The organism is Glutamicibacter sp. NPDC087344 (assembly GCF_044744225.1).
Lineage (GTDB): Bacteria > Actinomycetota > Actinomycetes > Actinomycetales > Micrococcaceae > Glutamicibacter.
The window spans coordinates 227,229-250,833 of record NZ_JBIUXY010000006.1 but is presented as its reverse complement, the minus strand read 5'-3'; the positions used below and the strand labels follow the sequence as shown (position 1 = coordinate 250,833).

Sequence of the window (23,605 nt, the reverse complement as noted above, 5' to 3'; positions counted from 1 at the left end):
GACTAAGGCTATGAACCGAACATAGCTTTCCAGCTCGCATTTGGCAAGACTAAACGCGTTGTGGCCACTGAAAACTCTTATGGCCACAACGCGTTCGGGTCTGCGCCTGGTTCGGTGCTAGGAGGCGGCGAGCAGTTCGTCGCGGACCTGGCGGGCCTTATCCTGCAACGCCGTGAGTTCAGGCCCGGCCTTGAGGATGTCGCGGCTGCTGGTGCCCAAGACCTGGCGGTAGCTTGAAGCGAAAGCATTGGCGATATCCTGCGCCGTGGCGCCCTGGGCGCCGAGGCCCGGGGTGAGCAGCGGCGCCTTGGAGGCAGCGAGGTCGATCCCCAGTTTTGCCGGCGCGTCGCCGATCGTGGCGCCGACCACCAGGCCTACATGACCTAAATCTTCGGCAGCTGCATTTTCCGCAGTGACCTGCTCAATGATTGATCTTGCAACCGACTTATCGCCGCCGACGTGCTGCACGGAGGGACCTTCGGGGTTGGAGGTCAACCCCAGCACGAACACTCCCCTGCCAGTGGCTGCCGCGAGGTCAATGGCCGGGCGCAACGACTCGTAACCCAGGTACGGGCTCAGTGTCACCGCGTCCGATGCCAGCGGCGAGGAATCGTCCAACCATGCGGTTGCGTAGGCCGCCATGGTCGAGCCGATGTCTCCGCGTTTGGCGTCGGCCAGGGTCAACAACCCAGCTTGCTTGGCGGTGAGCAATGTCTCTTCCAACGCGGCGAAACCGGCCGAGCCGAAACGCTCGTACAACGCGACCTGCGGCTTCACAATCGCCGCCACGCCGCTCATGGCTTCGATGACCCGCAGCGAGAAGGTGCGCACCCCCGCGGCGCTGTCTTCCAGGCCCCAGGCCGCCAACAGGCCCGGGTGCGGGTCGATCCCCACACACAGCGGCCCGTTGGCGTCCATCGCCTGGCGCAGCCGGGTTCCGAATGGCACCGGATCAGCCATGTCGTGCGGCCTTCAGCGCGGTTTCGTGCTCCTGCAGGCTGGTGACGTCCCACGCGTACTCGCGCAGGGCGTCGATGGCCTGGACGGAAGCGCCGAATTCGGCCACGGTGGTGATCACCGGGGTGCCGACGCTGGTGGCGGCGGCGCGAATCTCGTAGCCATCCCCGCGGGCATCGGAACCCGATGGGGTGTTCAGGATCAGCCCGATCTCCCCTGCCTGGATCAAATCGACGATCGACTCGCCGCCTTCGTGCAGCTTGCCCACGATCTGGGTCGGGATGCCGTTGCGGCGCAGCACCTCGGCGGTGCCGCCGGTGGAGATGATCTCGAAACCGCGGTCGGCCAGGTGCTTGACCGGCATCACGATCGAGCGCTTGTCGCGGTTGGTGACCGAGACGAAGACCTTGCCGCTGGTGGGCAGCGGGTTGTTCGCGGCGGCCTGGCTCTTGGCGAAGGCGGTGTCGAAGTACTTGTCGATCCCCATCACCTCGCCGGTCGAACGCATCTCAGGGCCGAGCAGCGAGTCGACGACCTTGCCATCCGGGGTGCGGAAGCGCGCGAACGGCATGACCGCTTCCTTGACCGCGATCGGGGCCGAGTCCGGCAGGTTTGCGCCGTCGCCCTCGGCCGGCAGGTAGCTGCCGCGCAGTTCGGCCAGGGTCGCGCCCACGCCGATCAGCGCCGCCACCTTGGCCAGCTGCACTCCGGTGGCCTTGGAGGTGAACGGCACGGTGCGGCTGGCGCGCGGGTTCGCCTCGATCACGTAGAGGATGTCGCTGGCCAGCGCGAACTGGATGTTGATCAGGCCGCGCACCCCCACACCCTCGGCGATCGCGCGGGTGGCTTCCTTCACGCGGTTGCGCACATCCGGGCCCAGGGTGATCGGAGGCAGCGTGCAGGCCGAGTCGCCGGAGTGGATGCCGGCCTCCTCGATGTGCTCCATGATGCCGCCGACGTACAGGTCGGTGCCGTCGAACAGGGCGTCGACGTCGATCTCGATGGCGTCTTCCAGGAAGCGGTCAACCAGCACCGGGTGGTCCACGGTGATTTCCGTGGCGTTGAGGATATAGCGCTCCAGGGAGGCCTCGTCGTACACGATCTCCATGCCGCGCCCGCCCAGCACATAGCTCGGACGCACCAGCACCGGGTAGCCGATCGAGTCGGCGATCTGCTTGGCTTCCGGGAAGGAAACGGCGGTGCCGTTCTTCGGGGCGATCAGCCCGGCATGATCCAGCACACGCTGGAACGCGCCGCGGTGCTCGGCCAGGTCGATGGCCTCCGGGGAGGTGCCCAGGATGTTGACCCCGGCGGCCTTCAGCTGCGCGGCGAGCTTCAGCGGGGTCTGCCCGCCAAGCTGCACGAACACACCCAGCACGCCGCCGGTCTGCTCCTCGGCGTGGATGATTTCAAGCACGTCCTCCAGGGTCAGCGGCTCGAAGTACAGGCGGTCGGAGATGTCGTAGTCGGTGGAGACGGTTTCCGGGTTGCAGTTGACCATCACGGTCTCGTAGCCCTCGGCGCGCAGCGCCATCACCGCGTGCACGCAGGAGTAGTCGAACTCGATGCCCTGGCCGATGCGGTTCGGGCCCGAGCCCAGGATGATCACGGACTTCTTCTCGTGGGCAACCAGCTCGGTTTCCTCATCGTAGGAGGAGTACATGTAGGGGGTGAAGGCCTCGAACTCGGCCGCGCAGGTGTCCACCGTTTTGTAGACCGGGCGGATGTCCAGCGCATGGCGCACCCCGCGCACCACCGCCTCGGACTTGCCGGTGAGCTTGGCGATTTGCGCGTCGGAGAACCCGTGGCGCTTGGCCTCGCGCAGAACCTCCTCATTCAGGTCCTTGTTCGCCGCGATCAGCGCCGCGGTTTCGTTGATCAGCGCCAGCTGATCCAGGTACCACGGGTCGATGCCGGTGGCGTCGAACAGCTCCTCGATGCTCTTGCCCGACAGCAGCGCCCGCTGCACCAGGGACATGCGCTCGGTGGAGCCCTTCTGGATGTGCGTCATCACAGAATCCAGCTCATCTGCGGGGATTGGCTCGAAGGACAGCTCGCTGCCCTTCTGCTCCAGGGAGCGCAGCGCCTTTTGCAGCGCCTCGGTGAAGTTGCGGCCCAGCGCCATGGCCTCGCCCACGGACTTCATGGTGGTGGTCAGGGTCGCGTCGGCGGCCGGGAACTTCTCGAACGCGAAACGCGGAACCTTCACCACAACGTAGTCCAGGGCCGGCTCGAAGGAGGCCGGGGTCTTCTGGGTGATGTCGTTCGGGATCTCGTCCAGGGTGTAGCCCACGGCCAGCTTGGTGGCGATCTTGGCGATCGCGAAGCCGGTGGCCTTGGACGCCAGCGCGGAGGAGCGCGAAACACGCGGGTTCATCTCGATGACCACCACGCGACCGGTGTCCGGCTCGATGGCGAACTGGATGTTGCAGCCGCCGGTGTCCACCCCGACCTCGCGGATGACCGCGATGGAGATGTCGCGCAGGTTCTGGTATTCGCGGTCGGTCAGCGTCATGGCCGGGGCCACGGTGATCGAGTCGCCCGTGTGCACACCGACCGGATCGAAGTTCTCGATGGAGCAGACGACCACGACGTTGTCGTTCTTGTCGCGCATCATCTCCAACTCGTACTCCTTCCAGCCCAGGATCGACTCCTCCAGGAGCACCTCGGTGGTCGGCGAGTACTGCAGGCCGGCGCCCGCGATGCGGGTCAGGTCCTCGGCGTTGTACGCCATGCCCGAACCCAGGCCGCCCATGGTGAAGGACGGGCGCACCACAACCGGGTAGTTCAGCTGCTCGACGGCGGCGAATGCCTCGTCCAAGGTGTGCACGATGACCGAGCGGGCCGATTCGGCGCCGCAGCGCTCGACCACGCCCTTGAACTTCTCGCGGTCCTCGCCCAGCTCGATGGCTTCGATGTTCGCGCCGATCAGCTCGACGTTGTACTTTTCCAGGGCGCCGGACTTGTCCAGCGCGATCGCGGTGTTCAGCGCGGTCTGCCCGCCCAGGGTCGGCAGGATCGCGTCCGGGCGCTCCTTGGCGATGATCTTCTCAACCACCTCGGGGGTGATCGGCTCCACGTAGGTCGCGTCGGCGAATTCGGGGTCGGTCATGATGGTGGCCGGGTTGGAGTTGACCAGGATGACCCGCAGGCCTTCCTCCTTGAGCACCCGCAGTGCCTGGGTTCCGGAGTAGTCGAACTCGGCGGCCTGGCCAATCACGATTGGACCCGAACCGATGACGAGAACTGAGTTGAGATCGGTGCGCTTGGGCATTACTTGCTGTCCTTTACTGCGGCGGAATCCAGGGAGGATACAAAACGGTCAAAGAGGTACGCGGCGTCGTGCGGGCCGGCGGCCGCTTCTGGGTGGTACTGCACGGAGAACGCGGGGATGTCCAGGCACGACAGGCCCTCGACCACCTGGTCGTTCAGGGAGAAGTGGGAGACCTCGACCTTCCCGAAGCGTTCGATCGGGGCGGTGAAGCTGCCTTCGATCGGGGCGTCGACGGCGAAGCCGTGGTTCTGGCTGGTGATTTCCACCCGTCCGGTGAGCTTGTCCATCACCGGCTGGTTGATGCCGCGGTGGCCGAAGGGCAGCTTGTAGGTTTCCAGGCCCAGCGCGCGGCCGAGCATCTGGTTGCCGAAGCAGATCCCGAAGTAGGAGATGCCCTCATCGAGCACCGAGCGCACCAGTTCAACCTGGGCCGCGGCGGCGGCCGGGTCTCCCGGTCCGTTGGAGAAGAACACGCCGCGGGCGCCGGTGGCCTTGATGTCTTCCAGCGTCGCGTTGTAGGGCAGCACGTGCACCCGCAGGCCGCGTTCGGCCAGCCGGTGCGGGGTCATCGACTTCATGCCCAGGTCGATCGCGGCGATGGTGTGCTTCGGTTCGCCCGTGTACCCGTGGTCGCGTGGCTCAACGATGTAGGCCGAGTCCACGGAGACCTCCGCGGAGATGTTCCGCCCGGCCATCGAGGGCTGGTCGATGACCTGGCTGATCAGCTGCTCATCGCTCGCGGCGGCGGCGTCGCCGGAGAAGATGCCTGCCTTCATGGCGCCGGCGGAGCGCAGGTGGCGGGTCAGCGCACGGGTATCGACCCCGCGGATGCCGACAATCTGGTTGCTCACCAGGTCGTCTTCCAGGCTGCGGGTGGCCCGCCAGTTGCTCGGGCGGCGGCTTGCCTCGCGCACCACGTAGCCGGCGGCCCACATCCGGGTGGACTCAGGGTCCTCGTCGTTCACCCCGGTGTTTCCCACGTGCGGGAAGGTCTGGGTGATGATCTGGTGGGCGTAGGACGGGTCGGTCAGCGTTTCCTGGTAGCCGGTCATGCCGGTGGTGAACACCGCTTCGCCCAGCGCGGTGCCGATCGTGCCGTAGCTGCGGCCGCGGAAGATGCGGCCATCTTCGAGGACCAGCACTGCGGGTAGGTTGCTCAGGGAATTCACGTGTTTGTCTCCTGCTCGGCTGCGCCGCGGTGATGCGACGCCAGCAACTGATAAATCTTGGGGGTATCCTCGGCGAAGCGAGGGCGGAAGCCGGTGTCGAAGGCGAAGCCGTCCTTCTCCCAGCTGATGACGATCAGCCCGTTCTTCTCCACGAACTTGCCGATCATGCCATTGGAGCGGCTGACCTTGTCAAAGGCGCTCCACGGGATGTGCAGATCCCGGGTGCCCGGGCGCACCAGGTGCAGCCCCGCGGTACCCAGCTGGAGCTCCGCGGTGCTGCGGACCCCCAGATCGTGCACCGCAATGCGGTCAAGCCAGTCCTCGAACTTGGTGGTCGCCACGTACATCCCGGGGAACTGCTCGGCGATCTGGTCTGCAAACGGCGCAAAGGGCTCGGGCACATGCGACTGCCTGGCCTTCAGGTTCCGCCAGCCGATCAAGATCAGCGCGCAGGCGCCGGCGATCACCAGGATGGTGATGAGTACCGCGAGGAACTCGTCCCTAGACATGTGTTGGCCTCGGGGTGGCCAGCTGGCCGTCGAGCACCGTGGGGTGGCCGTGGAAGAAGGTCGCGCGCACCGAACCGGGAAGCTCCAAGCCGGCGAACGGCGAGTTGCGCCCCTTGGTGGCCATGGTGTGGGGGTCGACAATCCAGCGCGCGGCCGGGTCGATGAGCACCAGGTTGGCCGGCTCCCCCACCGCGATCGGGCGGCCCTGATCGGCCACGCGGCCGATGAGCGCCGGGGTGGTGGAGGTGATGCGGGCGATGTCTGCCCAGGACAGCAAGCCGGTCTCGACGAGGGTGTGCTGCAGCACGGACAGCGCGGTCTCCAGACCGGTCATGCCCATGGCCGCGGCCCCCCACTCGCATTCCTTGGATTCTGCCGGGTGCGGTGCGTGGTCGGTGCCGATCACGTCGATGGTGCCATCGGCAAGCCCGGCACGCAAGGCCAGCACGTCTTCTGCGCGGCGCAGCGGCGGGTTGACCTTGAACACCGGGTCGAAGGTGCGCACCTTTTCATCGGTGAGCAGCAGGTGGTGCGGGGTGACCTCGGCGGTGACCTGGATGCCGCGGGCCTTGGCCCAGCGGATGATCTCCACCGACCCGGCGGTAGAGACGTGGCAGATGTGCAGGCGGGCGCCGACGTGTTCGGCCAGCAGCACATCGCGGGCGATGATCGACTCTTCGGCGACGGCCGGCCAGCCGGGCAGGCCGAGCACCGAGGAGACCTCGCCCTCGTTCATCTGCGCGCCTTCGGTCAACCGCGGCTCCTGGGCGTGCTGGGCGATGACCCCGTCGAATGCCTTCACGTATTCCAGCGCGCGGCGCATCAGCAGCGGGTCGGAAACGCAGATTCCGTCGTCGGAGAACATCTTCACCGCCGCGCGGGAATCGGCCATCGCGCCGATTTCGGACAGCTGCTTGCCTTCCAGCCCGACGGTGACCGCGCCCACCGGGCGCACGTCAACCCAGCCGGCCTTGCGGCCCAGCTCGTACACCTGCTCGACCACACCGGCGGTATCCGCCACGGGGGTCGAGTTGGCCATCGCGTGCACGGCGGTGTAGCCGCCGCGGGCGGCGGCCTGGGAGCCGGTTTCAACGGTTTCGGCGTCTTCGCGCCCCGGTTCGCGCAGGTGGGTGTGCGGGTCGACCATACCCGGCAGCAGCACCAGGCCGCGCCCGTCGATCACCTGGATCTTCTCGCTGGCCTCGATGGAGCCGAGCTGGGCGATCCGCCCGTCGACGATCAGCACGTCTTGCGCTTCGCCGCCCAGGATGGCGGCCTGTTCAATGAGGTAGTTCATGGGTTTTTCCTTAGATCAGGTCGCCGGAGAGGAGCATGTACAGGCTTGCCATGCGCACGGCCACCCCGTTGGTGACCTGGTCGAGCACGGTGGAGCGGGGGGAATCGGCGGCCGCGGAGGAGATCTCCAGCCCGCGGTTCATCGGCCCGGGATGCATGATCAACGTGTGGGCTCCGGCCGCGTCGAGCGTGCCCAGCCGGGCGTCGTCCAATCCCCAGTAGCGCGAGTATTCGCGCGGGTTCGGGAAATAGGCCGCGTTCATCCGCTCGCCCTGCACCCGCAGCATCATCAGCGCATCCACGCCGTCGGCGATCACCTCGTCCAGGTTGTAGCTGATGGTGCACGGCCAGGCTTCGGCGCCGACCGGGAGCAGCGTGGGCGGGGCGACCATAGTCACCGAGGCGCCCAGCGTGTTCAGCAGCCAGAGGTTCGAGCGGGCGACGCGGCTGTGCAGGATGTCTCCCACGATCGCGACCTTCAGCCCGTCAAGGCCCTTCCCGGTGGGGTTGGCCCCGTCGCGCAAGCCCAGCTGGCGGCGCAGCGTGAACGCGTCGAGCAGCGCCTGGGTGGGGTGCTCATGGGTGCCGTCGCCGGCGTTGATGATCGGCAGGTCGATCCAGTCGGTGGCCGCCAGCCGGGCCGGAGCCCCGGAATCCGGGTGGCGGATCACTACCGCGTCGGCGCCGATGGCCAGCAGGGTCTGCGCGGTGTCCTTCAGCGACTCGCCCTTGGACACCGAGGAGCCCTTGGCGGAGAAGTTGATGACGTCGGCGCTCAGGCGTTTAGCGGCGGCTTCGAAGGAGATCCGGGTGCGGGTTGAATCTTCGAAAAACAGGTTCACCACGGTGCGTCCGCGCAGGGCCGGGAGTTTTTTCACCACTCGGGTGCCGGCTTCACGCATCTCCCCGGCGATGTCCAGGATCTTGATTGCTTCCTCGCGGGTGAGGTCAGCGGTGGATAACAGGTGTTTCATTCGGCTGCCTCGATCATCACTTCATTGGTCCCGTCGATTTCTGCCAGGTGCACCCGGACCTTCTCGCTTTTGGCGGTGGGCAGATTCTTGCCCACATGGTCAGCGCGGATGGGCAGTTCGCGGTGTCCGCGGTCAACCAGCACCGCCAGTCGCACGATGCGCGGACGGCCCCAGTCGGACAGCGCATCCAGGGCGGCGCGAATGGTCCGCCCGGAGTACAGCACGTCGTCCACCAGCACCACAACCTTGTCATCGATGCCGCCAGCAGGCAGTTTGGTGGGCTCGGGGGTGCGCGTGGTTGTATGCCGCAGGTCGTCGCGGTACATGGTGATATCGAGTTGGCCAACCAATGTGGCTGGATCGATGGGAGTGTCGGCGGAGTTCGCGATGCGGGCCGCCAAGCGCTGGGCTAGGGGAAAGCCGCGGCGCGGGATGCCAAGGAGCACAAGGTCTTCGATGCCCTTGTTGGCTTCGATGATTTCAAAAGCCACCCGAGTTAGTACACGTTCGATGTCGTCGCCGGTGAGCACCGTGCGCGAAGCATCTGGCACTGAATTTTCATTCATGCTGTGCACCTCTCCCTTCTCCGCCTCACGGGACGGGATTTAAAGGAATATTGCTTACTCAAATTATCACGCGATGGGCCCCAAACCCTAGCGGAAACCTATGCATAGTAGTGAATACCCTGTGAGATGGCCCACCTGCGGGATCTGCAACCCCCGGCGCGGCGCGAAAAACCGGCCGCGCGGCACCGCCGTCCCGCCGGCGGGACGCCACCGTGTTGATTTGGCCACATTCACAAAGCGGCGCCGCGGTGTTACGCGGGGCGTGCCGCCGGTGCACTGCGCCTGCCGGGCTAGGCTGGGGTGAGGGCCATGAGCCGACTGGCCGCGAGGAGCGCAGAATTCATGAGAACTTGCAATAGGTGGCTGGCATCGCTGATGTTGGCCGCACTGCCGCTGGCGGCCTGCGCACCGCAGCCGGCGGAGGAAGCTGTCCCCCGGGACCCAGCGGTGCTTCTCCCGCCGGCTTCGGGTCAACCGGATTACCAGCTCGGCCAGGGGTACGAGCCGGCACCTCTGGTGCAGATCGTGGTTCGGGACAAAACCAGCGCACCGGATCCGCAGCGGTACTCCGTGTGCTACCTCAATGCCTTCCAGAGCCAACCAGGCGAGTTGGAATTATGGCCGGAGCACACCCTGCTGCGCGGCGATGGCGGGCTGCTTTTCGATCCCGACTGGCCCGATGAGGTGCTGCTGGATACCAGCAGCGAGCAGCGCCGAGCCGCGATTCTCGCCGTGGTGCGACCCTGGATCCAGGACTGCGCCGACGCCGGGTTCAACGCGGTCGAGTTCGACAATTTGGATACCTACACCCGTTCTGGCGGGGCGCTGAGCCGGGCGGATAACCTGGCTCTGGCCACGGCGCTGGTGGACCTAGCCCACGGGCATTCGCTGGCCGCCGGGCAGAAAAACGCGGCCGAAGATGCCGCGGCACTCAAAAGCCAGGCCGGATTCGATTTCGCGGTCGCAGAGGAGTGCGCGGCCTACCAGGAGTGCGACGCCTACACCGAGGTGTACGGCGAGCACGTGATCGATATCGAATACACCGATCAGCTGCCGGTGAGTTTTGCGCAGATGTGTGAAGATCCGCGCTCGCCACACTCGATGGTGCTTCGCGATCGGGAGCTGAGCGCCCCGGGAGACGCGGCGTATGTGAATCAGTTGTGCCCGTGAGCCGTCGTTGGGCCGGCAGCGGTTCACGCAGGTAGCACAAAGGCCGAAACCCGCGGCGGGGTTTCGGCCTTTGCCGGTGAGGACCTGAAGACTAGTCGATCAGGGTGTCCTTGACGTTTTGGATGCGTCCCAGCACGCCGTTGACGAAGTCCGGGGACTCGTCGGTGGACAGCTCGCGCACGTTCAACACGGCCTCGGACACGGCGACCGCGTCGGGGATCTCGTCGTTGTAGAGCAGTTCCCAGACGCCGATGCGCAGCGCCGCGCGGTCGACCGCCGGCATGCGCTCGATGGTCCAGTCCTTGACGTAGCTTTCAAGCACCTCGTCGATACGATCCAGGTGGGCCATGACCCCTTCAAGCAGGGTCAGCGAGTACTCGTTGAGTACGATGTCCGAGTTTTCACGGCGGGCGATCGCGACCTTGATGGGGTCAACATCGCGCGCCTCGGCCTCAAAGAGGAATTCAAGGGCGCGGCGTCGGGCTTTGGCTCGGGCTCGCACTAGTTGACACGACCCAGGTAGTCGCCGGTGCGGGTGTCGACCTTGACCTTGGTGTTCTGCTCGACAAACAGCGGCACCTGGATTTCCTTGCCGGTTTCCAAGGTGGCAGGCTTGGTGCCGGCCGAGGAGCGGTCGCCCTGCAGGCCCGGCTCGGTGTAGGTGATTTCAAGCACGACGGAGGCAGGCAGTTCCAGGTACAGCGGGCTGCCATCGTGCATTGCGATGGTCAGTTCCTGGTTTTCCAGCATGAAGCCGGCGGCGTCGCCCACGGTTTCACCGGACACGGTGATCTGGTCGTAGTCGTCCAGGTTCATGAAAACGTAGTCGGCGCCGTCCTGATAGAGGTACTGGTAATCGCGGCGGTCAACGGTTGCGGTCTCGATCTTGGTTCCGGCGTTGTAGGTCTTGTCGACCACCTTGCCGGTCATCACGTTGCGCATCTTGGTGCGCACAAACGCGCCGCCCTTGCCGGGCTTCACATGCTGGAACTCGATGATGGTCCACAGCTGGCCCTCGATCTTCAGGACTACACCATTTTTGATGTCGGTTGTATCCGCCACGTTTCCTCAATCCTCTATTTTCGCCCGCGCCAAGGCCGGCATTATCAAAAATCCATCTACCAGTTTACCCCATCCGGGCAGCCGCCGGGGGTGCGGGGCAGGTGGCGCGCATTACGTGCGCCCGGCCCTGCCCAGTGGTGCGCTCGGTGTTCAGGCCGCGGAACGCTCTTCGGCGATCTGCAGGCACATGCTGGAGGCGTTGACCAGGTAGTCCTCGTCGCCCATCGCCACACGCTGGTCCAGCGCCTTGCGGAAACGGGTTGCCGCCGCCTTGTAGTCGCCCTTGGCGAAAAAGCTGAGCCCCAGGTGCTGGTGCATCAGCGGCTCGTAGTAGGTGCCGGCGAACTCTTCGGCCAATTTGCGCAGGCGGTTGATGGCGCGGTCGAAGTTGCCCTGCATGCGGGTCAACTCGGTATCCAGCACCCGCAGGTGGGCGTTGGTCGGGTCCATCAGGCGCGATTCGGCGATCAGCTCCCCGGCCGCGGCCAGCTCGCCGCGGGCCAGCAGGATCACGACCTGGTCGGTCGGCGACCCGATCTGCATCTGGCGATCGGCGGCCTGCGCGTCGGCGATGTAGGGCTTGAGGGTTTCCGGGTCGATCAGCACCCCGTCGATCGAGGTGCCCACACCCTCGCGGTTAACCGATGCGACGTCGATGGCGTATGCGGTGTACTCGCCCATGCTTATTCCCCGATCTCCTGGTAGGCCGCGAAAAGCAGCGAGTTATCCGGCACATCGTAGATGCGCGGGCGGCCGATGTCCTCCAGCACCACAAATCGCAGCTGGCTCCCGCGGGCTTTCTTGTCCCGCTTCATGCCGTCCAGCAGCGCCGCCCAGCGGTCATTGCGGTAGCTGGTGGGCAGCCCCAGCGAGGCGAGGATGCTCAAGTGGCGGTCGGCCACGGCGTCGGATGTGTAACCCACCGAGCGGCCGAGCTCCGCGGCGAAACACAGGCCGATGGAGACCGCGGCGCCGTGGCGCATCTGGTAGCGTTCGGCCAGTTCGATGGCGTGGGCCAGCGTGTGCCCGTAGTTCAGGAATTCGCGTTCGCCCGATTCCTTCAGGTCCCGCGAGACCACGTCGGCCTTGACCGCGATGGTGCGCTCGATCAATTCGCGCAGCCGGTCGCTGGTCGGGTTGATGGCATCCTGCGGGTCCTCTTCGATGAGTTCCAGGATCCGCTCATCGGCGATGAAACCGGTTTTGACCACCTCGGCCATGCCGGTGACCAGTTCGTTTTTAGGCAGCGTCGCCAGCGCGTCCAAATCCGCCAGGACGGCTGCCGGCGGGTGGAAGGCGCCGACCAGGTTTTTGCCTTCTGCGGTGTTGATTCCGGTTTTGCCGCCCACGGCCGCGTCGACCATGGCCAGCAGCGAGGTGGGAATGTGGATGACCTTCACCCCGCGCAGCCAGGTGGCGGCCACAAATCCCGCCACGTCGGTGACGGCGCCGCCGCCGACCGAGACGATGGCATCGGAGCGGGTGAAGTCGTTTTTGCCCAGCACCTCCCAGCAGAAGGAGGCTACCTGGATGTGCTTGCCCTCTTCGGCGTCGGGGATCTCCGCGGTCAACGCTTCGAGGCCGGCATTGGCCAGGTCGTCGCGGACCACATCTCCGGTGGCCCGAAGCGCGCGGGGGTGGATCACCAGGACCTTTTTGACTGCGGGTCCGAGCAGCTGGGGAAGCTGGCTCAGCAATCCGGTGCCGACCATAACGGGGTAGGATTCCGCCGGGGTGGCCCCGGTGACCTGCAGTGTGGTTGGTGCTAATGGCATCAGTTTAAAACCTCCTGATGGTGCTGATTTTTCTAGCCTAGCCCCGCCTCCGGGCAGAAATGCCATCTCGTGGCACTAATCACATCATCCCTAGTCGGAGCCGGATCTCTTCGACAATTTGTAGAACTGACTTGTCGTCGACCAAAATGCGCACGTCAGCAATTGATTCGTAGATGTCCTTGCGGGCGGCCAGCAGCTTTTTCCAGGCGGTGAGTGCTTCCTCACCGGCAAGCAGCGGGCGGGTTGAATCACCCTGGATGCGGGCGGCGGCACCGGCGGCGGAGAGTTCGAGGTACACCACCGTGCCGCCGGCCAGCACCTGGCGGTTGGCCTCGCGCAGCACCGCGCCTCCCCCGGTGGCGATGACCCCTTCGGGGAGGCGCGTCAGGGTTTCTTGCTCCAGGTCGCGGAAGCGCTGCTCGCCGTGGGCGGCGAAGATGGAGGCGATGGTGCCATGGGCGGCGACGATGAGCTCGTCGGTGTCGATATATGGAAGTGAGAGCGCCGCGGCCAGTGACTTGCCCACGGTGGACTTGCCACTGGCCATCGGACCAATGAGGTAGATCATTAGATAGGTATCCCCTGCGGCGTGGTTAAACGCCGGTGGATTCGAGGCTGCCCGGGATGTTGGCCAGGTAGGTCTCGATATTGCGTTTGGTTTCCGCCACCGAGTCGCCGCCGAACTTCTCAAGCAGCGACTGGGCCAGCACCAGGGCCACCATGGCCTCGGCGACCACCCCGGCCGCCGGCACCGCGCAGACATCCGAACGCTGGTGGTGGGCGGTGGTGTCCTCGCCGGTGGAGGTATCCACGGTGCGCAGGGCGCGCGGGACGGTGGCGATCGGCTTCATGCCGGCACGCACCCGCAGCACCTCCCCGATGCTCATGCCGCCCTCGATGCCGCCGGCGCGGTTCGAGGAGCGCGCGATCTTGCCGTCGGCGGTGTGCACGATCTCATCATGGGCCGCGGAGCCGCGCCGGGCGGCGGTGGCGAAACCGTCGCCGACCTCAACACCCTTGATGGCCTGGATGCCCATCAGGGCTCCGGCCAGGCGGGCGTCCAGGCGGCGGTCCCAATGCACGTAGGAGCCGATGCCGGGGGGAAGGTTGTAGGCCAGCACCTCGACCACGCCGCCCAGGGTTTCCCCGGCCTTGTGCGCGTCGTCGACCTCCGCGACCATCGCGGCGGAGGTTTCCGCGTCGAAACAGCGCAGCGGATCGGCATCCAGGGCCGCCACATCTGCCGCGGTGGGCAGGGCGGCGTTATCCGGCGATGAGACCGCGCCGACGGCCAGGGTGTGGGAAACCAGCTCGATCCCCAAATCCGCCAGGAACCGCGAGGCCACCGCGCCCAACGCGACGCGGGCCGCGGTTTCGCGGGCGCTGGCGCGCTCGAGCACCGGGCGGGCATCGTCGAATCCGTACTTCTGCATGCCGGTGAAATCGGCGTGGCCCGGGCGCGGGCGGGTCAACGGCGCATTGCGGGCCATGGAGGCCAGCTCGTCCAGGTCGACCGGATCGGCGCTCATCACCTTCTGCCACTTGGGCCATTCGGTGTTGCCGATCTCAATGGCGATCGGCCCGCCCTGGGTTTTCCCATGGCGCACCCCGCCAAGGAAGCTCACCTGGTCCTTTTCAAATTTCATCCGGGCGCCGCGGCCGTAGCCCAGGCGCCGGCGCGCGAGGGCATCGCGCACTGCTTCACTGTCCACCGAAACACCGGCGGGCAAACCTTCAAGAATTCCAACGAGGGCGGGGCCATGCGACTCGCCCGCGGTCAACCAACGCAACATGTCCCCCATTTTGCCATGACCTGCACACATTAACCGTGTCGATGAAGCCCCAACGAGGTATACATCGCATTTGTGACGTTTTCACGCAACAGGTCATCGAAGTGGATGCGGCTGAAGGCTTGGGCCTGTTCGACCGCCTGATGCACCAGCATGTGCAGCCCGGAGATGGTTTTTCCCTGCCAGCTGGAGGCCAGGGCCGAGGGCCACGGATCGTAGGCTACATCCAGCAGGATCCCGCTGCCCGTGCCGAGGTAAGGGATCCAGTCATCGGCCGCGCGCGGCGGCAGGGTGCTGAAAACCAGTTGCGCCTCGGTGAGCGCGTCGCCGCGCAAGCTGGCGACCTCGATCACGCTCGGGGTGATTCCCAGGCTGCGGGCCAGCGTCGCCGCCCGCGCCGCGCGGCTTGCATCACGCACGATCAGCCGCAGCTCACGCGCCCCGAGTTCCGCGCACGCCTCGATGGCCGCCAGCGCGGTGTTGCCCGAGCCGAGGATGGAGGGTTGCTCGCAGCTGGTGAGCCCGAAATCCGCCAGTGCCAGCACCAGGCCGTCCACGTCGGTGTTCTGCCCGTAGAGGCTGCCGTCCTCGCGGACCACGATGGTGTTCAGCGCCCCCAGGCGCGCCACCCGCTCGGAGAGCTCGTCCATGTACGGCACAAACACGTCCTTCAGCGGCATGGTCACCGAGCAGCCGGCCCAGCCTCCGGCGCGGAGGCGGGAAATGTGCGCCGGCGCCTGCGCCGGATCCAGCTCGATCGCCCGGTAGCTCACCGGGGCGCCGAGCAGCTCATAGGCCGCCGCGTGCAGCACCGGTGATTTCGAGTGGCCGATGGGTTTGCCCAGGACCGCGGCCTGCAACGGCGGGTGTGTCGGTGGCATGAGGGTGACCGGAACTTTCTGCCCCGGCGTGCTGGTGCGCCGCTGCGGGGCCGCTTGGAATGGCTACTGGCAGATCTCGGAGTTCTGCTCGCACCAGGAACGGAATTGGGCCTGGTTCACCTGGTGCTCGGCATAGGTGGAGGCGAACTTGGTTTCACCGGTTTGCGTATTGACCGTGACCCAGTAGTAGAAGTTGTTCGCGCTCGGGTTCACCGCGGCCTTGATCGCCTCGTCATTGGGCGAGCCGATGGGTGTTGGCGGCAACCCGGTGTGCACGTAGGTGTTGTACGGGTTGGAGGCATCGGCGCGTTCGGCGGCGCTGAACTGCAGGGTGTAGCGATCCAGCCCGTAGATCACCGTGGAGTCGACCTGCAGCAGCCCGCGGGTTTCGGTATTGTTCGGGTGCAACCGGTTTTCGATCGCGCCGGCGACGGTCGCGTAATCGGCCGGTGTGGCCTCGCCCTGCAGGATGGAGGCCACCTTCAGCGCCCGGTATCCGGCGGATAGATCGCTCTGGCCCGCATTTTTCAGCGATTCGACGGTGGCGTCCACCAGTTCTTGCAGCACCTGCTTGGCGCTGGTGTCCAGGGCGAAGCGGTATTCGCCGGGGTGCAGCCAGCCTTCGAGGTTCTTTACCTCGTCGGGCAGGCCGAATTCCTGCGGCTGGGTGGCGAGTTTGTTCAGCTCGGCCAGTTTCAGGCCGGAGCCGTTGGCGATCTCCTCAAGGGCCGCCGGCATCCTCAGGTTTGCCTTCAGCGCGACGTAAAACACCTTGTCGGGTTTGTTGTCGATGAGCTCCCCGGCCGCGTCGGCGGCGCGCATCTGTTTTTTCAGCAGGTAGTTGCCCGGATGGATGACCTTGTTCGCGGCGGGTGAACTCGCAACGGCCTGGGCGAAGAGCTTGTCGTCGGAAACCACGTCCAGCTCCTCGAGCTTGCGCGAAATCACCTGCACCCCCCAGCCGTCCTGCACGGTGAACTCCACCGCTTCCCCGCCGGGGCCCGGGTAGTCATCCGGGTTGAACTGCTTAAGCACCGATTTCACGGTGAACACCGAACCGGCCACCACCAGCGCGAAAATCAGGACCGCGGCGAGCATCACTAGATTGCGGCGGCGTTTGGTGCGTTTGCGGCGCTGGGTGCTGGCGGCAGTTTGCCGCCCTGGCGCAGCCTCGGTTCCTTGCGGGAACTGCGCTGTTTCTTGCGCTGGCGTTGAGAGATCATCCGCTAGCTCAGGGTGTTCAGCGGGGTGTTCAGCGGGTTGCTCAGGCTCGGGATTCGCGGCATTTTGCGCGGCGAGCGGTAGGTACGCCGTGGCCGGTTCGGTGTCATCGTGGGCCGCAACCGGGTCGACCGGCTGCAACTGATAGTACCCCAGGCCGGTGAGTTCCGGGGCCTCCGGGGTTCGAAGCGAGCCCTGGTGCGAGTGAGAACCCGCGGCGAACCGCTCGTACAGCGCCCGGAGTTCGGCGCGGTGGCGTTCGGCGCGGGTTGTCTCTGGCATCAACTCTCATTTCTTGGGTGGTTTTCTGGCGGGGCCTGCCGCAGGTGCTACCTGAGCACTACGCGGCTTGCCTGCACACGCACGTTATTCCGGCGCATGTCCAGCACCTGCTGCAGGATTTCGATGGCGGCCGCCTGATCGATCACTTCGCGATGCGAGGCCATCTTCTTGCCCGAGGCATGCAGCGCACGGTGGGCGCTGACGCTGCTCAACCGTTCGTCGACCAGGAAAACCTCAACCTCGATGCTAGCCGCATTTGCCTCTTCAACCAAAGCAATGGCGTAGTCACGGGCCATTTTGGTGGATTCGGTTGAATTGCCGGACAGGGCCTTGGGTTCGCCGATGTAGACCTCGCCAACTCCCCGATCCACAATCATCCGCAGCAGCATGCGCCGGTCGGAGTTCTTTTTCACATCGCGGCGCAGCGTCATCACCGGAGTGGCCAGCATGCCCGAGGGATCGGACACGGCGACGCCGACGCGGGCCAGGCCCACGTCGACGCCAAACGCGATACTAGCCATTGGCCAACGCCGCACGGATCGCGGCCAGGGCATCGTCGATGCGGCTGGCATCCTGTCCGCCGCCCTGGGCCATGTCGTCCTTGCCGCCGCCGCCGCCGCCGAGCACCCCGGTCGCGGTGCGCACCAGCGCACCGGCCTTGAAGCCGTTGGCGCGCGCCTGATCGTTGGTCACCGCGAGCACCAGCGGACGGCCGTTCGAGACACCGATCAGCACGATCACCGCGGCCTGGCTACCCAGCTTGCCGCGCAGATCCAGCGCCAGGGTGCGCAAGGCATCGGCCGAATCGATCTGGCCGGCGTTGTGGGCCAGCAGGCGGGTGTCACCGATGGTGACCACGTTCTGCAGCAGCTGCGCGGACTGCGCGAGCATTGCGGCGCTCTTGAGCTCCGCGATCTGCTTCTCCGCGGCCTTGAGCTTGGCCACGGTCTCGTTCACACGCTCGGAGACCTGGCTGCTGGGCACCCGGAACAAGCCGGAGAGCTCGGATACCAGGGCGCGCTCGGCGGCCCCGTGGCGGAATGCCTCCATGCCCACCAGGGCCTCCACACGACGGTTGCCCGAGCCCACGGAGGCCTCGGAGAGCAGGGTCAGCTGGCCGATGCGGCCGGTGGCGTCCACGTGGGTGCCGCCGCACAGCTCGCGCGACCAGTCCCCGTTCATCTCCACCACGCGCACGTCCTTGGAGTACTTCTCCCCGAACAGGCTCATCGCGCCGAGCTTCTTCGCCTCGGCCAGGGCCATCTCATTGGTGATGACCTGGTGGTTGGCGGCGATCGCCAGGTTGACGACCTCTTCGACCTCGCTGCGCGCGGCCGCGGAGAGTGCCTCTGCCCAGGAGAAGTCGAAGCGCAGGTAGCCGGCCTTGTTGAACGAACCGGCCTGGGTGGCGGTATCCCCCAGCAGCTCGCGCAACGCGGCGTGCACCAGGTGGGTGGCCGAGTGCGCCTGCTCGCCGGAGTGGCGGCGGATCGCGTCGACCTGGGTGCGCACCAGTGCCTCGGCGGGCAGTTCGCCCTCGCGCACGATGACCTTGTGCACGTTCAGGCCCTTGACCGGTGCCTGCACATCGGTGACCTCCAGCACAAAACCGTCGCCGGTGATCAAGCCGACGTCGCCGGCCTGGCCGCCGGACTCGGCGTAGAACGGGGTTTCCTCCAGCACCAGGTCGATTTCCTGGCCCTGCTCCGCGAACGGCACCACGGCGCCGTCGCGGATGATGCCGCGGATCTTCGACTCCCCGGCCAGCGTGTCGTAGCCGGTGAAGTGCACGTTCCCGGCCTCGGCCAGCGCGGTGTACACGCTCAGGTCAGCGTGGCCGGACTTCTTGGCCTTGGCGTCCTTCTGCGCGCGGGTGCGCTGTTCGTTCATCAGCTCGCGGAACCGCGACTCGTCCACGGCCAGCCCGGCCTCGGAGGCGATCTCCAGGGTCAGATCGATCGGGAAGCCGTAGGTGTCGTGCAGCGCGAAGGCGTCGTCGCCAGACAGGTTCTGCCCCTGCGACTTGGCGATGGTCAGCGCCTCGTCCAGGCGGGTGGTGCCCGAGGCGATGGTGCGGCGGAAGGCGCGCTCCTCCGCGTAGGCGATGCGGGCGATGCGCTCGAAGTCCTCTTCGACGATCGGGTAGACGCCCTTCATGGCGTCGCGGGAGACCGGGAGCAGCTCGGGGAGCACCTCGGTATCCACCCCCATCAGGCGCATGGCGCGCACGGCGCGGCGGATCAGGCGGCGCAGCACGTAGCCGCGGCCTTCGTTGCCCGGGGTCACGCCGTCGGAGATCAGCATCAGCGAGGAGCGGATGTGATCGGCGATCATGCGCAGGCGCACGTCGTTGGCGTGGTTCGGATCCGCCGGGTCCTCGGTGGAGGTGTAGGTGATCGCGGCGAGTTCCGCGGCCTTGTCCAGCACTGGGCGCACCTGGTCGGTCTCGTACATGTTCTCGACACCCTGCAGGATCATCGCCAGGCGCTCCAGGCCCAGCCCGGTGTCGATGTTGCGTTTGGGAAGCTCGCCGGCGACATCGAAGTCGGTTTTCGAGCGCACCGCGGAGAGCTGGTACTGCATGAACACCAGGTTCCAGATCTCGATGTAGCGGGTCTCGTCGACGGCCGGGCCGCCCTCCATGCCGTACTGCTCGCCGCGATCGTAGTAGATCTCCGAGCAGGGCCCGCCCGGGCCGGGCTGGCCGGTGTTCCAGTAGTTGTCTTCCTTGCCGGTGCCGACCACACGCTCGCGCGGCAGGCCGATCTCTTCCTCCCAGATGGCGCGGGCCTCGAGGTCCTTCTCCTCGCCGTCCTCGTAGACGGTCACCCACAGCCGGTCCTTCTCCAAGCCGTAGCCGCCGTCTTCAAGGCTGCTGGTGAGCAGTTCCCAAGCGAAGTGGATGGCGTCCTTCTTGAAGTAATCGCCAAAGGAGAAGTTGCCGCACATCTGGAAGAAGGTGCCGTGGCGTACGGTCTTGCCGACCTCTTCGATGTCCCCGGTGCGGATGCACTTCTGCACCGAGGTGGCGCGGGTGTAGGGCGGCTCTTCGCGCGCGGTCAGGTAAGGGATGAACGGGACCATGCCGGCCACCGTGAACAGCAAGGACGGATCGGCCGAAACCAGCGAGGCGCTGGGCACTGCGGTGTGGCCCTTGGAGACGAAAAAGTCGACCCATCGACGGGCAATTTCCTGCGTTTTCATCGTGTGACGGATGATCCCTTCATTTAGCTGAGTCCACGCCCAGGGCGGAACGTAATTCTTCTTCGCGCTCACGCATTGCGGTGCTGAACGCATGAACGATCTCCGAGGCACGGTCGGCGTACTTGCCGACCTGGCGGTTCAGGGCCGCCCCGGAGGAAACTTCGGTGTATTTTTTGGACGCCAGCACACCAATGCCGACGCCGATCGAAACCCACAAGAGCTTTTTCATTCTAGTCTCCTTGCCTGAGCGGCAGTTGATCCGTGGCGATTAGCGGCTGCGGCGTGCCTTGCCGGAGGGTTTGGAGTTCATCGCGGCCTTGACCCCTTCGGTGAAGGCGGCGACCTTGATCAGCGGTTTGCCGATGGTGGCGGCGACCAGGGAGGACAGCGCCGAGACGTTGGCGGTGGCATCGGAGACGTTGGAGGTGATCGAATCGACCTTTTTGAGCTGGTCGTTGGTGGTCGCCACGGTGTTGGTCACCTCGCCGATCAGCGGTGTGGTCCCATCGGACAGCTCCTTGATCGAGTTGCGCAGCTCGTCGAACACCTTGCCCAACTTGATGATCGGCACCGCGAGGATTGCCACCAAAATGACAAACGCCGCCGCTGCGATGAGCCCTGCGATATCCGAACCCGACATGTGCTTCCTCTTCTGCTTGGGTTTTTACTGCCAGTCCACCTTATCGAAGTGTGAGCCCTAACAGGTAGTTAAGCGAAAAGCCCGCAACCGAAACTCGGTTGCGGGCCCGCCTAGCACACGGATTTAGCGTGCGTAGTACTCAACCACGAGGTTTTCTTCGCAGGTTACCGGGATCTCGGCACGCTCAGGAGCGCGCAGGTAGGTAGCCTGGAGGGCCTCCAGCTTCACGTCCAGGTAGGCTGGAACGGCTGGGAGCACCTGTGCGTGCTCGCCGGCTGCTGCCATCTGGAAAGGAACCATCTTCTCGCTCTTCTCGTGAACGTGGATCAGCTGACCCGGCTTCACCTTGAAGGACGGACGGTCCACGCGCTGGCCGTTGACCAGGATGTGGCGGTGCACAACCAGCTGGCGAGCCTGCTGGATGGTGCGGGCGAAGCCGGCACGCAGAACCAGGGCGTCCAGGCGGGACTCGAGCAGGGCCAACAGGTTGTCACCGGTCTGGCCGCCGAGGCGCTTGGCTTCCTTGAAGGCGTTGAGCATCTGGGCTTCGCGGATGCCGTACTGGGCGCGCAGGCGCTGCTTTTCGCGCAGACGAACTGCGTAGTCGCTGTCCTGCTTCTTGCGGGCGCGGCCATGCTGACCTGGACCGTACGGACGACGCTCCATGTACTTTTCAGCTTTAGGGGTCAGGGCAAGGCCGAGGGCGCGCGAGAGGCGCACGGTACGGCGGGCACGGGCGTTAGCCATTAATGTGTCCTTTTCGTTGTGAGCGACGGAGTCTACTGGCCTCCCGGACGGAGAGTGTGCGGGCGTCGCGTCCCGCTAATCACTGCAACCGCGGTCGCCCGCGGCTTGCCAGCCAAGGTTCTAGTTTACACCAGCGCGGCGCTGGCCTCGGTGAGGTGTATCCCACAGGCGTTTACCGTTTGCGGCGCGGATCCTTGGCCCGGACGATCTCACGCAGCCGCGCCAGGCGGGTGGCGATGGTTTTTTCCGCCCCGTTGGCGGTGGGCGTGTAATAATCGGTGCCCACCAGGTCATCGGGCAGGTATTGCTGGGAGGCGATCGAGTGCGGGGCGTCGTGGGCGTAGATATAGCCCACCCCGTGCCCAAGCTGCTTGGCTCCGGGATAGTGCGCGTCGCGCAGGTGATCGGGAACCAGCGAGCCGCGGCCTTCGGCGACGTCCGCCAGGGCGGCGTTGATCGCGTTGTACGAGGCGTTGGATTTGGGGGCGGTGGCCAGGTGCACCGTGGCCTGGCCGAGCATGATGCGCGCCTCGGGCATCCCGGTCAGTGCGACCGACTGCGCGGCGGCCACGGCCAGCGGCAGGGCGGTGGGATCGGCCATACCCACATCTTCGCTGGCGCTGATCATCAGGCGGCGGGCGATGAACCGCGGGTCCTCCCCCGCGGAAAGCATCCGCGCCAGGTAGTGCAGGGCCGCGTCCACGTCCGAGCCGCGGATGGATTTGATGAACGCCGAAATGATGTCGTAGTGCTGGTCGCCGTCCTTGTCGTAGCGCTGAACAGCCTGGTCCATGGCCAGCTGCACATGCTGCGCGGTGATCTCCATGGGCGGTTCGGTGTTTTCCCCGGCCGCGTTCCACGCCACTGCGCCGGCGGCTTCCAGCACCGTCAGCGCGCGGCGGGCATCCCCCTGGGCCAGGCGCACAATCGCATCGCGCTGCTGGGCATCGAGCAGCACCTGGTTATCGAACCCGCGTTCATCACCCACCGCCCGGTCAAGCAAATCCGCCAGGTCCTTGTCCGTCAGCGGGCGCAGGGTCAGCAGCAAGGAGCGTGAGAGCAGCGGGGAGATGACCGAGAAGGAGGGGTTTTCGGTGGTTGCCGCCACGAGCACCACCACCCGGTTTTCCACCCCGGGCAGCAACGCGTCCTGCTGGGCTTTATTAAAGCGGTGGATTTCGTCCAGGAACAGCACGGTGGTCACCCCGCGCAGGTCGCGGTCGTCCTTGGCCTGGTCGATGACCCGGCGCACGTCCTTCACCCCGGCGGTGATCGCAGAAAGCTCCACGAACTTGCGGTCGGTGGCGCGGGCGATCACGTGCGCGATGGTGGTCTTGCCGATGCCCGGCGGACCGTAGAGGATCACGCTGGCCGGGCCGGCGGGCCCGGTTTCGGGATGCTCCGCCAGCTGGCGCAGCGGCGAGCCGGGGCCCAGCAGGTGCTGCTGGCCGACCAGCTCATCCAAGGTGCGCGGGCGCATCCGCACGGCCAGCGGCGGACGCGGCCGGTGAACCGCCTGGCCGCGCGCGGCATAGTCATCCTCATCCAGGGCATCGAACAAATCGCTCACCTACCCAGCCTACCGATACTCTGGAAGCGGCGTGTGTTCCACGCGCTGTATTCGTTGCTGGCTTAGTTGAAGGATCCCATGCGCGCAGTAGTTCAGGTTGCGTCCACCGCCCATGTCGAGGTTGAAGAGCAGATTGTGGGAGAGCTTCCCTTCCCCGGGCTGGTGATCCTGCTGGGGGTGACCCACGACGACGATGAGGCCACGGCCCGCAAGGTCGCCGAGAAGATTTGGCAGCTGCGGATTCTGGACGGCGAGCTCAGCGCGGAAGCCACCGCCTCCCCGTTGCTGGTGATCAGCCAGTTCACCCTCTACGGCTCGGTGCGCAAGGGGCGGCGGCCCTCCTGGTCGGATGCGGCGCCCGGCGCGCACAGCGAACCGCTGTACGAGTACTTCGTGTCCTACCTGCGGCAGCTGGGGGCGCACGTGGAAACCGGGCGTTTTGGGGAGATGATGGAGCTGCACCTGATCAATTCCGGACCGATGACGGTGATCGTCGACTCGGCGGACCTGGGGTAAAG

At 65.9% G+C, this 23,605-nt stretch carries 23 protein-coding genes; 2 read left to right on the top strand and 21 right to left on the bottom strand.

Annotated features, from left to right (window positions below; all coding sequences use genetic code 11):
• Window positions 1-117: 117 nt before the first annotated feature.
• From pyrF to pyrR, 7 genes are read right to left on the bottom strand one after another with little or no spacing between them, the layout of a single operon-like run.
• Complete coding sequence (gene pyrF, locus ACIOWL_RS13015) at window positions 118-960, bottom strand: orotidine-5'-phosphate decarboxylase (RefSeq protein WP_400385676.1); 843 nt, start codon at window positions 958-960, stop codon at window positions 118-120.
• Window positions 953-4,231 (bottom strand): carbamoyl-phosphate synthase large subunit, encoded by a 3,279-nt coding sequence (gene carB / locus ACIOWL_RS13010; protein WP_400385674.1) that lies wholly within the window; start codon window positions 4,229-4,231, stop codon window positions 953-955. Before carB ends, pyrF begins: the two co-directional genes overlap by 8 nt.
• Window positions 4,231-5,400 carry a glutamine-hydrolyzing carbamoyl-phosphate synthase small subunit gene (carA, locus tag ACIOWL_RS13005; RefSeq protein WP_400385672.1) on the bottom strand — a complete coding sequence of 390 codons (1,170 nt, stop codon included), beginning with the start codon at window positions 5,398-5,400 and terminating at the stop codon, window positions 4,231-4,233. The genes carB and carA overlap by 1 nt, the downstream gene beginning before the upstream one ends.
• Window positions 5,397-5,909 carry a hypothetical protein gene (locus ACIOWL_RS13000; protein ID WP_400385670.1) on the bottom strand — a complete coding sequence of 171 codons (513 nt, stop codon included), beginning with the start codon at window positions 5,907-5,909 and terminating at the stop codon, window positions 5,397-5,399. Before ACIOWL_RS13000 ends, carA begins: the two co-directional genes overlap by 4 nt.
• A complete protein-coding gene (locus tag ACIOWL_RS12995; RefSeq protein WP_400385667.1) occupies window positions 5,902-7,206 on the bottom strand; it encodes a dihydroorotase in 1,305 nt (434 codons plus the stop codon). Before ACIOWL_RS12995 ends, ACIOWL_RS13000 begins: the two co-directional genes overlap by 8 nt.
• A 10-nt stretch (window positions 7,207-7,216) precedes the next feature.
• Entirely contained in the window at window positions 7,217-8,179 is a 963-nt protein-coding gene (locus ACIOWL_RS12990; protein WP_400385664.1) for an aspartate carbamoyltransferase catalytic subunit, read from the bottom strand.
• Window positions 8,176-8,745: a bifunctional pyr operon transcriptional regulator/uracil phosphoribosyltransferase PyrR gene (gene pyrR / locus ACIOWL_RS12985; protein ID WP_400385661.1), complete on the bottom strand. Its 570-nt coding sequence runs from the start codon at window positions 8,743-8,745 to the stop codon at window positions 8,176-8,178. The genes ACIOWL_RS12990 and pyrR overlap by 4 nt, the downstream gene beginning before the upstream one ends.
• Window positions 8,746-9,087: 342 nt before the next feature.
• Here pyrR and ACIOWL_RS12980 point away from each other — a divergent pair, with 342 nt between their 5' ends.
• Window positions 9,088-9,915 carry an endo alpha-1,4 polygalactosaminidase gene (locus ACIOWL_RS12980; RefSeq protein ID WP_400385659.1) on the top strand — a complete coding sequence of 276 codons (828 nt, stop codon included), beginning with the start codon at window positions 9,088-9,090 and terminating at the stop codon, window positions 9,913-9,915.
• A 91-nt stretch (window positions 9,916-10,006) separates the two neighbouring features.
• Here the strand turns inward: ACIOWL_RS12980 and nusB are convergent, their stop codons facing one another.
• From nusB to ACIOWL_RS12910, 14 genes are all read right to left on the bottom strand, one after another.
• On the bottom strand, window positions 10,007-10,417 hold the full coding sequence (gene nusB / locus ACIOWL_RS12975; protein ID WP_400385656.1) for a transcription antitermination factor NusB: 411 nt from the start codon (window positions 10,415-10,417) through the stop codon (window positions 10,007-10,009).
• Window positions 10,417-10,977, bottom strand: coding sequence for an elongation factor P (efp, locus tag ACIOWL_RS12970; RefSeq protein WP_400385654.1), 561 nt, complete (start codon window positions 10,975-10,977; stop codon window positions 10,417-10,419). Before efp ends, nusB begins: the two co-directional genes overlap by 1 nt.
• A 150-nt stretch (window positions 10,978-11,127) precedes the next feature.
• A complete protein-coding gene (locus ACIOWL_RS12965) occupies window positions 11,128-11,658 on the bottom strand; it encodes a tol-pal system YbgF family protein (protein WP_400385651.1) in 531 nt (176 codons plus the stop codon).
• Between the two features lie 2 nt (window positions 11,659-11,660).
• The gene (aroB, locus tag ACIOWL_RS12960) at window positions 11,661-12,752 is read right to left on the bottom strand and encodes a 3-dehydroquinate synthase (protein WP_400385648.1); all 1,092 of its coding nucleotides are present in this window, start codon (window positions 12,750-12,752) and stop codon (window positions 11,661-11,663) included.
• A gap of 79 nt (window positions 12,753-12,831) precedes the next feature.
• Window positions 12,832-13,320, bottom strand: coding sequence for a shikimate kinase (locus ACIOWL_RS12955; protein WP_400385645.1), 489 nt, complete (start codon window positions 13,318-13,320; stop codon window positions 12,832-12,834).
• Window positions 13,321-13,345: 25 nt separating this feature from the next.
• Entirely contained in the window at window positions 13,346-14,545 is a 1,200-nt protein-coding gene (gene aroC / locus ACIOWL_RS12950) for a chorismate synthase (RefSeq protein WP_400385642.1), read from the bottom strand.
• 29 nt (window positions 14,546-14,574) lie between these two features.
• Window positions 14,575-15,423: a shikimate dehydrogenase family protein gene (locus ACIOWL_RS12945; protein WP_400385640.1), complete on the bottom strand. Its 849-nt coding sequence runs from the start codon at window positions 15,421-15,423 to the stop codon at window positions 14,575-14,577.
• 63 nt (window positions 15,424-15,486) lie between these two features.
• The gene (gene mltG / locus ACIOWL_RS12940; RefSeq protein ID WP_400385637.1) at window positions 15,487-16,926 is read right to left on the bottom strand and encodes an endolytic transglycosylase MltG; all 1,440 of its coding nucleotides are present in this window, start codon (window positions 16,924-16,926) and stop codon (window positions 15,487-15,489) included.
• A gap of 47 nt (window positions 16,927-16,973) precedes the next feature.
• A complete protein-coding gene (gene ruvX, locus ACIOWL_RS12935) occupies window positions 16,974-17,447 on the bottom strand; it encodes a Holliday junction resolvase RuvX (RefSeq protein WP_400385636.1) in 474 nt (157 codons plus the stop codon).
• Window positions 17,440-20,130, bottom strand: coding sequence for an alanine--tRNA ligase (gene alaS / locus ACIOWL_RS12930; RefSeq protein ID WP_400385844.1), 2,691 nt, complete (start codon window positions 20,128-20,130; stop codon window positions 17,440-17,442). Before alaS ends, ruvX begins: the two co-directional genes overlap by 8 nt.
• Window positions 20,131-20,149: 19 nt before the next feature.
• Entirely contained in the window at window positions 20,150-20,359 is a 210-nt protein-coding gene (locus ACIOWL_RS12925) for a hypothetical protein (protein WP_400385633.1), read from the bottom strand.
• Between the two features lie 39 nt (window positions 20,360-20,398).
• Window positions 20,399-20,770 carry a DUF948 domain-containing protein gene (locus ACIOWL_RS12920; RefSeq protein ID WP_400385630.1) on the bottom strand — a complete coding sequence of 124 codons (372 nt, stop codon included), beginning with the start codon at window positions 20,768-20,770 and terminating at the stop codon, window positions 20,399-20,401.
• 123 nt (window positions 20,771-20,893) lie between these two features.
• Window positions 20,894-21,517, bottom strand: a complete 624-nt coding sequence (gene rpsD / locus ACIOWL_RS12915) for a 30S ribosomal protein S4 (RefSeq protein WP_400385629.1) — start codon at window positions 21,515-21,517, stop codon at window positions 20,894-20,896.
• A gap of 172 nt (window positions 21,518-21,689) precedes the next feature.
• Window positions 21,690-23,087 (bottom strand): replication-associated recombination protein A, encoded by a 1,398-nt coding sequence (locus ACIOWL_RS12910; RefSeq protein WP_400385626.1) that lies wholly within the window; start codon window positions 23,085-23,087, stop codon window positions 21,690-21,692.
• Window positions 23,088-23,165: 78 nt separating this feature from the next.
• On the opposite strand from ACIOWL_RS12910, the gene dtd reads away from it, so the two are divergent.
• Window positions 23,166-23,603 (top strand): D-aminoacyl-tRNA deacylase, encoded by a 438-nt coding sequence (gene dtd / locus ACIOWL_RS12905; RefSeq protein WP_400385623.1) that lies wholly within the window; start codon window positions 23,166-23,168, stop codon window positions 23,601-23,603.
• Window positions 23,604-23,605: the final 2 nt, after the last annotated feature.

What these genes read in the sequence shown, in the direction of transcription:
- ACIOWL_RS12990 (WP_400385664.1), bottom strand. Translation starts at nt 8,179, where the DNA reads ATGAAACACCTGTTATCCACCGCTGACCTCACCCGCGAGGAAGCAATC.
- ACIOWL_RS12925 (WP_400385633.1), bottom strand. Translation starts at nt 20,359, where the DNA reads ATGAAAAAGCTCTTGTGGGTTTCGATCGGCGTCGGCATTGGTGTGCTG.
- carB (WP_400385674.1), bottom strand. Translation starts at nt 4,231, where the DNA reads ATGCCCAAGCGCACCGATCTCAACTCAGTTCTCGTCATCGGTTCGGGT.
- ACIOWL_RS12945 (WP_400385640.1), bottom strand. Translation starts at nt 15,423, where the DNA reads ATGCCACCGACACACCCGCCGTTGCAGGCCGCGGTCCTGGGCAAACCC.
- ACIOWL_RS13000 (WP_400385670.1), bottom strand. Translation starts at nt 5,909, where the DNA reads ATGTCTAGGGACGAGTTCCTCGCGGTACTCATCACCATCCTGGTGATC.
- pyrF (WP_400385676.1), bottom strand. Translation starts at nt 960, where the DNA reads ATGGCTGATCCGGTGCCATTCGGAACCCGGCTGCGCCAGGCGATGGAC.
- dtd (WP_400385623.1), top strand. Translation starts at nt 23,166, where the DNA reads ATGCGCGCAGTAGTTCAGGTTGCGTCCACCGCCCATGTCGAGGTTGAA.
- aroB (WP_400385648.1), bottom strand. Translation starts at nt 12,752, where the DNA reads ATGCCATTAGCACCAACCACACTGCAGGTCACCGGGGCCACCCCGGCG.
- ACIOWL_RS12955 (WP_400385645.1), bottom strand. Translation starts at nt 13,320, where the DNA reads ATGATCTACCTCATTGGTCCGATGGCCAGTGGCAAGTCCACCGTGGGC.
- ACIOWL_RS12980 (WP_400385659.1), top strand. Translation starts at nt 9,088, where the DNA reads ATGAGAACTTGCAATAGGTGGCTGGCATCGCTGATGTTGGCCGCACTG.
- pyrR (WP_400385661.1), bottom strand. Translation starts at nt 8,745, where the DNA reads ATGAATGAAAATTCAGTGCCAGATGCTTCGCGCACGGTGCTCACCGGC.
- ACIOWL_RS12965 (WP_400385651.1), bottom strand. Translation starts at nt 11,658, where the DNA reads ATGGGCGAGTACACCGCATACGCCATCGACGTCGCATCGGTTAACCGC.
- ACIOWL_RS12920 (WP_400385630.1), bottom strand. Translation starts at nt 20,770, where the DNA reads ATGTCGGGTTCGGATATCGCAGGGCTCATCGCAGCGGCGGCGTTTGTC.
- ruvX (WP_400385636.1), bottom strand. Translation starts at nt 17,447, where the DNA reads ATGGCTAGTATCGCGTTTGGCGTCGACGTGGGCCTGGCCCGCGTCGGC.
- aroC (WP_400385642.1), bottom strand. Translation starts at nt 14,545, where the DNA reads ATGTTGCGTTGGTTGACCGCGGGCGAGTCGCATGGCCCCGCCCTCGTT.
- mltG (WP_400385637.1), bottom strand. Translation starts at nt 16,926, where the DNA reads ATGCCAGAGACAACCCGCGCCGAACGCCACCGCGCCGAACTCCGGGCG.
- rpsD (WP_400385629.1), bottom strand. Translation starts at nt 21,517, where the DNA reads ATGGCTAACGCCCGTGCCCGCCGTACCGTGCGCCTCTCGCGCGCCCTC.
- ACIOWL_RS12995 (WP_400385667.1), bottom strand. Translation starts at nt 7,206, where the DNA reads ATGAACTACCTCATTGAACAGGCCGCCATCCTGGGCGGCGAAGCGCAA.
- alaS (WP_400385844.1), bottom strand. Translation starts at nt 20,130, where the DNA reads ATGAAAACGCAGGAAATTGCCCGTCGATGGGTCGACTTTTTCGTCTCC.